This window comes from Paenibacillus roseus, assembly GCF_016424485.1.
Lineage (GTDB): Bacteria > Bacillota > Bacilli > Paenibacillales > Paenibacillaceae > Paenibacillus_D > Paenibacillus_D roseus.
Window position 1 is genome coordinate 23237 of the sequence record NZ_JAELUP010000011.1, and the last position, 6866, is coordinate 30102.

The 6866-nt window shown below is 44.3% G+C and carries 10 protein-coding genes; 5 read left to right on the top strand and 5 right to left on the bottom strand.

Annotation, left to right across the window (positions count from 1 at the left end):
- Positions 1-21 precede the first annotated feature (21 nt).
- From JFN88_RS04470 to JFN88_RS04490, 5 genes are all read right to left on the bottom strand, one after another.
- A complete protein-coding gene (locus JFN88_RS04470; RefSeq protein WP_199018130.1) occupies positions 22-1287 on the bottom strand; it encodes an ATP-grasp domain-containing protein in 1266 nt (421 codons plus the stop codon).
- Complete coding sequence (locus JFN88_RS04475; RefSeq protein ID WP_199018131.1) at positions 1284-1544, bottom strand: acyl carrier protein; 261 nt, start codon at positions 1542-1544, stop codon at positions 1284-1286. The genes JFN88_RS04470 and JFN88_RS04475 overlap by 4 nt, the downstream gene beginning before the upstream one ends.
- Positions 1541-2680 (bottom strand): aminoacyl--tRNA ligase-related protein, encoded by a 1140-nt coding sequence (locus tag JFN88_RS04480; RefSeq protein WP_199018132.1) that lies wholly within the window; start codon positions 2678-2680, stop codon positions 1541-1543. The genes JFN88_RS04475 and JFN88_RS04480 overlap by 4 nt, the downstream gene beginning before the upstream one ends.
- Positions 2681-2694: 14 nt before the next feature.
- The gene (locus tag JFN88_RS04485) at positions 2695-3840 is read right to left on the bottom strand and encodes an acyl-CoA dehydrogenase family protein (RefSeq protein ID WP_199018133.1); all 1146 of its coding nucleotides are present in this window, start codon (positions 3838-3840) and stop codon (positions 2695-2697) included.
- A 181-nt stretch (positions 3841-4021) separates the two neighbouring features.
- On the bottom strand, positions 4022-4396 hold the full coding sequence (locus tag JFN88_RS04490; RefSeq protein WP_199018134.1) for a transposase: 375 nt from the start codon (positions 4394-4396) through the stop codon (positions 4022-4024).
- 491 nt (positions 4397-4887) lie between these two features.
- On the opposite strand from JFN88_RS04490, the gene JFN88_RS04495 reads away from it, so the two are divergent.
- From JFN88_RS04495 to JFN88_RS24390, 5 genes are all read left to right on the top strand, one after another.
- Positions 4888-5124 carry a hypothetical protein gene (locus JFN88_RS04495; protein WP_199018135.1) on the top strand — a complete coding sequence of 79 codons (237 nt, stop codon included), beginning with the start codon at positions 4888-4890 and terminating at the stop codon, positions 5122-5124.
- 69 nt (positions 5125-5193) lie between these two features.
- Positions 5194-5625, top strand: a complete 432-nt coding sequence (locus JFN88_RS04500; RefSeq protein ID WP_199018136.1) for a transposase — start codon at positions 5194-5196, stop codon at positions 5623-5625.
- Positions 5615-6265, top strand: coding sequence for a hypothetical protein (locus JFN88_RS04505; protein ID WP_199018137.1), 651 nt, complete (start codon positions 5615-5617; stop codon positions 6263-6265). The genes JFN88_RS04500 and JFN88_RS04505 overlap by 11 nt, the downstream gene beginning before the upstream one ends.
- Before the next feature lie 102 nt (positions 6266-6367).
- On the top strand, positions 6368-6550 hold the full coding sequence (locus JFN88_RS24385) for a hypothetical protein (protein WP_233167399.1): 183 nt from the start codon (positions 6368-6370) through the stop codon (positions 6548-6550).
- Positions 6547-6753 carry an ATP-binding protein gene (locus JFN88_RS24390; RefSeq protein WP_233167400.1) on the top strand — a complete coding sequence of 69 codons (207 nt, stop codon included), beginning with the start codon at positions 6547-6549 and terminating at the stop codon, positions 6751-6753. Before JFN88_RS24385 ends, JFN88_RS24390 begins: the two co-directional genes overlap by 4 nt.
- Positions 6754-6866 lie beyond the last annotated feature (113 nt).

The window sequence follows — 6866 nt, forward strand, 5'->3', positions numbered from 1 at the left end:
CATCCCTCTTTAGCAATAGCTCTATATTGACCACTCATCGTTTTGTATTGATAAAGCAAGTGGTTGTACACTTACTTCAAGACGAATACTCTCGTATATCTCTTTAGCAAGCTTTTGAGCCTCTTGAATACTGCAAGAAACTGTAAGTACCCTGGCAAGGATATCCGTATTTGATGTAGCACTATTAATATATTCTTCTTTCTCTTTAAGAAGGATGATATGAATATCATTTCGATTAAGGTATTTCTCTTCAATATTTAATCGGTTCATATATCCTGAGACAGGACTTGTTACCTCTAGACACGTTGTGTACTTAGAATCGAAAAAAGCTATATCAGGCATCTCACCAGTGACATATAGTGAGCAAACGATGTCGAAAATAGAGATTCCCAAAGCATGATCAATCATCCATGGATTAGGCGGACCGACCAATCGCGGGTTGACTTCCAAGATATATATTTTGTTTTCAGGACTGACTATATACTCGATGTGGCATGGGCCAAAATCATATTGAAAGTCCTGAACAAATCTCTTCGTTTCTTCAACGACCATCTCTGCAATGTCTCCATGGATCGGAAACGTATACCCTAGTTCTACGAAATAAGGTAACTCGCTCATTAATCGATTGGTTACCCCGAACATTTGAAGCTGACTGCCTGAGGCCATAAATTCACAGCTATATATGTTACCTTCAATATATTCTTCCAACAAAAAGCGCGATTTCAACAAGGAACCCGTATATCGCGAGAGATAATTTAGTTGTTTATAGCAATCCCTTAGTTCCTGCTCGGACTTAATGAGTTGCACCGCAACTGACTCATTTCCATTGATAGGTTTGAATATCCATTCTTTCTTCATAGCCTTGTTATAAAACTGAACTGCGGCAGTTAAATCCTCAAAAGCGTAAAATTCCGGAACGTTATAATGGAGTTCCTTTTGACTTGCCCTAAACTTATCTTTATGATGAAAAGTCAATGCAGATCCAGAGTTCAAGGAGCGGTATCCGTAATGTTCACATAGCTGGCATACTGAAGGTATAAAAAAGTCACTTGTTGAGCAAATCGTCTCGATTGTATTTGAATTGTGAAGTTCACTTATGATTTCAACAAGTCGTTCATGCTGAACAATTCCTCTGTCCGTAATGATTTTCGTGGCATGATCTATATTTTCTTGATCATAAGGAATAACACCTGCAGTAAGAAATATTACATAAAATCCTAGTTTTCTGAAAGATGGGATCTCAACACCCCGATTGCCCGACTCAACTAATATGACTGAACGATTCATGGTAGAACACCATATTTTTCTGAGAGTAATTTTTTGATTTTGGTAACTCTTGAGAAGTTTTCAATCAATAGATCTTGATCATCAATTTGAATATTAAACTCAACTTCCAAGTTAACAATTAACTCGATCGTCTTGATCGAGTCCAAGCCCTCATTTCGTAAGTCAGTCTCATAGTCAAAGTTAACTTCTCTATTAAATACTTCACTTAACTTCTTAGAAATTACCTGTTCCAACGTAGAAAATTGTGGGATTGTCAAAGTAATACTCCCCTCCCCACATCTATTTCAGGCCATTCCTTCAGATCTGAACCATGTATATCTTTGAGAGCTTCTTTCCATCGGTCAATTCCAAATGCCGCACAACCGGAATGCAATGCGGCTTCGTCACTACCTTTTATCTCATACTTGGAACAAAGCATATCCTGACAGTAATTAAAGGACGCAATTGAAACTTCTTTACCACTTGATGTGGTAACAAGCAGTTCATATTTAGCATTGCTCATCATCTGGTATGTTCCTTTTGTCTTCAAATCCTGACTAAAGAAGAATGGATCAGTAGCTGTAGTAATTCTTCCCTTCAAACCTAAAGATTCAAATAAAACCCAGACATCTTCCATAATTTGATTGCGCGTCTCAACTACTGGGTTCTCTTTTCCGATATATACAATTTCCCGCATCGTAAACTCACTGCGTCTAAAGTTATCTTTTCTCCATTCGATTTCGTGCCGGAAGCAATTTCCCTTCCCTGTGAGCATTTTTCCATCAAGTAGAATCTTCCCCTGTAGCTCCTCATAGCAGTGGTAGCATATACAAGGCTGTAGTATCTCACCTTGAAATACAAAGGATTCATCATAGGAATCTATTTGGGCCTTCTTGCGAAAATTGTTAATCGCTTTGTAATCATGCGGCACAGTTGTAACCCCGTATATGTTTTGTGGGAAATGGATGTGATATTGGTTTCGTGTCATGTTGTGTTTGCTTAACACAGATGGATATTCTCGCTGTTCTGCCCCATGCTTTATTGCAATTTTGATAAATTCTTTATCCAGACGTTCCATCAACATAATGTCATACTCATTCATGAAATGGGAATATCCCAAATCATCTTTATTTACTCCCCATTGTGCAGAGTTACCCGGAACCAGATTACTTTTTACAACCCGTTCTTTTATAACACGTGTATTTTCAAGACTACTGCACAGATCCTGATAAGACTCTCTCAACTCGCTCACTTGCTCTGATTCCATTTCATTATCATTCAGAATCAATTCAACAACATGCTTATCTTTGCAATATGTCATTCCTAAAATACTTTCCGATAAGTATGGAATTCGCTCTTGCAAAATCCCTACCTTATCTACGAGCTTCGCCGGTATGACAAGTGATACATTCATTATGTTACCCCTTTCTATAACCATCGGGTTCGGTGAGTCAACACGCCTAGTTCATGTTTGGCAATCATTTCGTAAGCTACATCGTATTGAGGGGGGTGAAATTGACCTGCCTTCACATCTTGATACAGCTTCGAAAGTACATTTCCATTGGTGATGCTGCTGATTCCGACAATTTTCATCGCGAGATTGACGACCTGTTCTGCATTCTTTACAACAATCTCTTTGGCCATCAAACTGACGATATTGATATTGTCAACTGAAGGCTTACCTTCAAGAAATAGTTTAAGCAGTTCACAATATCTGATAATTTGCGAACGACTTCCCTCTAGTAGAATCGATATTTCTGCAACTGAAAATTGAACACCAGGGAAGAAAGATAAAGTTCGATTTGTATGAGGCACTTGTTTTTCCTTACAGTAGTCCAATACAAACTGGTAAGCCTTCTTGGCTATACCATAGTATACCGATACAATACTTAGTCGATATAGATAGGCAAACACATTCGTTTTCTGTAATGCATCTTTTTCCTTTAAGAGAACATCATCATGTGGAACATGAACATTGTGAAAGCGTACACTATTGCTATAACTTTCTGTCATTGATATGGTATCCCAATCCTCTTCTATGCAAATGCCTTCAGCACTTTTCCTTATGAGTAGGATCGCAATTCGCGCCTCATGTCCTAGTGGATTATCCACATAACAATATACGGGAAGGAAATGTACAAACGGCTCTAACGAAACAAATTTTTTTACCCCATTTACTAGATATCCATCCTTTGTCCTTTTCGCATGGATTACGAAGTGATCTGGAATCAACTGGTTTTCCCTCACAAAATAAATTCCCGGCTCGTTCAGCGACCCAAATAATTTTTTATTATCAATATCTGTGCCCATGACTTCATCCAGTTTCCCGTTCGGAAGTATATGTTTCATTCCCCATTGCGTGTATAGATGCATCGAAAAACTCAATGCAGTTGAGGGACAAGTTGCCGACAGGCCTGAGATCAACTCAAAATAGTCCGTTGGTTTGACCCTAGTATTACAAGTGTATTGATGTGCATTATTTTCAAGTAAGAAGTTGATTTTATCTGAGAAAGATTTTTCGCTTTGTGCTACATACTGAGCAAACCGTATGACATTTTCCAATTGAATCTTCATTTATTTGTCTCCATATGTTATTGTATGACATATTACACAATCTACCATTTATTTTTGTCATATACAATAGATTCTGTGAAATATAAACATATGCAAATTGTTAACTGTACTTGCCAACACTCGCTTCAATAATTTGGAATTGAAAAAACCAACAGTACCCCAATGCCGCTCTGAGCCGCGTTTAAATTTGGGCTAATGTAGCTCCTGACTGTGCAAGGTAGTAGATATATTCAATCATGCACTGCTTTTTCAGTGAACGGTAGTGAAGCAAGCCATCTGTCAGGCTCCCCCTGCTATCATAGATGCAACACACGGAAACAATCATCAGAAGAGTCAGATAACGCTCAATGGCTTGAGTTGATCGAACCTGGTAGCGATCCATGGCTAAATATACTTTGGCCGTTCGAAAGTAAGTTTCAACTGCCCAGCGTTTGCTGTAGTAGCTAAGAATCTTTTCGTTTGTCGGTGAAACATTGGTGCTTAGAAATGCTTTCATTTGTTTGGGATCGAGCCCCTCCCCTTCTTTCCAACCCAGAAGTACAACGACGTTTTCCAAGAGATTCAGCTTTCCTTCATAGCGATACACGCGATAAGCGGAGGAGCCGCTGGGCACCAGATCGGTGTCCGATTTCGAGATATAGGAAGCAAAACCCCTGAGGATTGTCGAATGCCTTGAGGATAGAAAATGCGGTTGGTTTTCAAGCCACGAATCACATGAAAGCCTTGCTCTGCACTGGCTTGGAGAACAGAAAAGGAGGGATACTAGGAATCCATGAGCACATAGGTTGGATGCTTGGACACCGGAGCGGACCTAATCATCTCGCAAGCCAGTTCAATTTTACTTGTCCCCTGCGGATCATAAAGCTCGGTAGCAAAAGGATACACCACATCACCTGAGCGAAGCAGGGTGTTTATTGCATAATAAAAGTGCCGAGAATGGCAGCGTAAAAATGCTCAAGTAACGGCAAGGAAAAAGAGACACTTGCCAGCCCCTATTATTCTCCTATCGTTAGGTTTGCGAGAACTTGACGAAGGAGACGGGAAGGAATGCTGAAAATGCCTCAACAAGAGGATATCAAATTTTTAAGAGAATCAGAAGGGCTATCCGTGAGTGACATCGCGAGACAGGTGGGCATTCACTGGCGAACCGCCAAGCGGTACGCCGATCAAAGCAATTGGAATGTATCCCTCGGGAAACGTAAAAGCAGCAGTCCTGTCATGGGGCCGTTTATGGAGATGGTGGATACGTGGCTCGAGGAGGATCAGCTTCTCCCGCGCAAGTAGCGGCACACCGGCGTTCGTATCTTTCAACGCTTAAAAGCAGAGCATGCTTTTACAGGTGGGCAATGAACGGTGCTGTCTTACGTGAAGCAGCAGAAGAACAGGATGGCCTTGGAACGGGCGAAAACGTATGAGCGACTAGAGCATCCACCTGGGGAAGCGCAAGTGGACTTTACGACGATTCAGGTGAGCCGGGATCAGCAGCTCATGACATACAAACTGCTCGTCGTCTCCTTTCCGCACAGCAATGCGGCGTTCGTCTACCCGATGCCGGCGGAGAATCAAGAATGCTTCCTCGAGGGGATGAAACAGTGCTTCCAAGAGATGGGCGGTGTTCCAGGGCGGATCTGGTTCGATAATCTGCCGGCCGCCGTTGTCCACATCGAGAAGGGATGGCGAGCGCCAGCTCACAGAGGGCTTTCAGCGATTTTGCGCTCACTACCGAATCGAAGCCGTGTTTTGCAATCCGTACAGCGGACACGAAAAGGGGAACGTGGAGAGTAAGTGTGGGTATGCCAAGCGGAATTGGGCGGTACCGCTTCCGCTGTACGAAACCCACGAGCAGTTGGTCGCCTATTTTACGGAGCAAGCACGGCAGGACCGAGAGCGATCCCACTACGCTAAAGGCGTCCGCATCGCGAAATTGTGGGAAGCAGACCGTGCGCATTTGCTGGCCCTGCCGGAGGAGGCATTCCAACCGTTCCGACTCGGAGCGGCGGTTGTGAACAAATACGGCGAGATTCGCTTTGAGGGGACTACGATCCCGCTGGTGGGCCTTGTACCGCCGGGCAGCGAGGTGTTCATTCAGACCTTCTGGGATCGGCTGGTTATCTTGACGAATGAGCATCAACAGGTGTGTGAGGTGCCGCGTCCGTATACCGGTAAAACGGCCGAAGTCACCTGGGAACAAGTCTTTGCCAACCTGCTCCGCAAGCCACGCAGCGTCAACCACTCGCAGTTCATACGGATGCTGCCGGAGACGGTGCAGGCCTATGTCCGTGTGGTGGATCATGCCATCCGCAAGGAGCGGCTACAGGCGCTTGCGCATTGGTGTAGCGTCTACTCGATCGCGCAAATTGCAAGCGGCGTCTGGCGAGCCTACGGTCGCCCAGCTCACAGCAGCGCTCGGCTTGATCCAAGTTAACCGCAACATTCCGGTAGCCTGGCACGAGACGCTTTCGCCTCCGGGTGCCCAAGCGGCCACAACGCTACAACCGTATGATCGCCTGATGGGGGTGAGCTGACGATGAAACCCGATTTAGCGGAACTATGCCGGCAGCTTCGATTAGCGCATGTGGTCGAGTATGTGGCGCAGCAGCAGGATGAGCAGACCCGCGAGCTCGTCGAACGGCTCCTGCTGGCTGAACGTGAGGGACGGCGCCGAGACCGGCTGGGCAAGCTTGTCGGGCAGCGGGATTTCCGCATTTGAAAACCTTTGACGGCTACACGCGCGAGCATATTTCGTTTCCCTCGGGTTGTACATTGGAGACGCTGTTAGCGATGAATTGGCTAGGGCAGCGCGAGAATTTGCTGCTCATGGGGGCTGTCGGCACTGGGAAAACGCATATGGCGACAGCGCTAGGGGTAGAGGCTTGCAGGCGAGGGCACCAGGGCAATCGCTTACGAAACTGAGCACAAGCAAGGAAAATTAAGGGTGAATGTCGAAATCACAAGGATAAGCTTCCAACAGGAGATGAACTTGTGATGAAAAAAAGTTTATTAGAGCTGTTTCAGGGCATTCCGGA

Coding starts and splice junctions, on each gene's coding strand:
- JFN88_RS24385 (WP_233167399.1), top strand. CDS start 6,368: ATGAAACCCGATTTAGCGGAACTATGCCGGCAGCTTCGATTAGCGCAT.
- JFN88_RS04495 (WP_199018135.1), top strand. CDS start 4,888: ATGCTGAAAATGCCTCAACAAGAGGATATCAAATTTTTAAGAGAATCA.
- JFN88_RS04485 (WP_199018133.1), bottom strand. CDS start 3,840: ATGAAGATTCAATTGGAAAATGTCATACGGTTTGCTCAGTATGTAGCA.
- JFN88_RS04480 (WP_199018132.1), bottom strand. CDS start 2,680: ATGAATGTATCACTTGTCATACCGGCGAAGCTCGTAGATAAGGTAGGG.
- JFN88_RS04470 (WP_199018130.1), bottom strand. CDS start 1,287: ATGAATCGTTCAGTCATATTAGTTGAGTCGGGCAATCGGGGTGTTGAG.